Here is a 1,016-nt window from a genome sequence, read left to right on the forward strand (position 1 = left end):
AAAGGCACGCTTCACGATCCACAACAATGGATTAAACTGGCTAAAGCCAATGCCATGACCGTGCTGGTGGATCCAAAAGGTAATGATTTCAGTAAATACCGTGGTGCGGATTTAATCACCCCCAATCTCACCGAATTTGAAACGGTGACGGGCGAAATTCAGTCAGAAGCTGACTTGATAGAAAAAGCCAAAAAACTGATTGCCGACTACGATATTAAAGCCGTATTAATCACCCGTAGTGAACAGGGCATGTCGCTGATAACCAATGACAATACCGAATTCCATTTACCAGCCATTGCCAAAGAAGTCGCCGATGTCACCGGAGCAGGGGATACTGTGATTGCCACGCTGGCAGCCGCACTGGCAGCCGGACAGTCTTTGCAACAAGCCGTAACCTTAGCCAATGTTGCCGCCAGTATTGTGGTCAGCAAATTGGGCACCTCGACCGTCAGTGAACCCGAACTGTTTGCCGAATACCAACGCCATCAGGGCACCCATCAAAGTGATCATTCCTTTGCCGGTGCGGTGACGGTCGAGCAATTAAAAATTGCCGTCGACCAAGCCAAAAAGCGTGGCGAAAAAATCGTCTTTACAAATGGCTGTTTCGATATTCTGCATGCCGGTCATGTCAGCTATCTGCATCAGGCGCGCGCTCAGGGCGATAGATTGATTGTTGCCATTAACTCTGATGAATCCGTCACCAAACTCAAAGGCAAAGGCCGTCCGATTAACACTGCGGATCGTCGTCAGATCGTATTGGCAGGCCTGGCAGATGTGGATTGGGTCAGCGTCTTTGAAGGTGATACCCCGGAAACACTGCTCAAAGAAATTCAGCCGGATATCCTGGTGAAAGGCGGCGACTACGATAAAAAAGGCGTGGTTGGCTGGGAAATTGTCGAAGGCTATGGCGGTGAAGTCAGAGTGATGGGCTTAACCGAAAACTGCTCCACCACGGCGATTGTGAATAAGATTCATCAGGATAGATAAACAATATTTATCCGCAGATTACGCAGATG

Annotated in this window: 1 protein-coding gene; it reads left to right on the plus strand. The window is 48.9% G+C overall.

From position 1 onward, the window contains the following. The coding region (rfaE2, locus tag B3O33_RS08010; RefSeq protein WP_292363360.1) for a D-glycero-beta-D-manno-heptose 1-phosphate adenylyltransferase at positions 1–987 on the plus strand (987 nt) is incomplete at its 5' end. Positions 988–1,016: the final 29 nt, after the last annotated feature.

It is taken from the genome of Methylophaga sp. UBA1464 (assembly GCF_002325665.1).
In the GTDB taxonomy this organism is placed as follows: domain Bacteria; phylum Pseudomonadota; class Gammaproteobacteria; order Nitrosococcales; family Methylophagaceae; genus Methylophaga.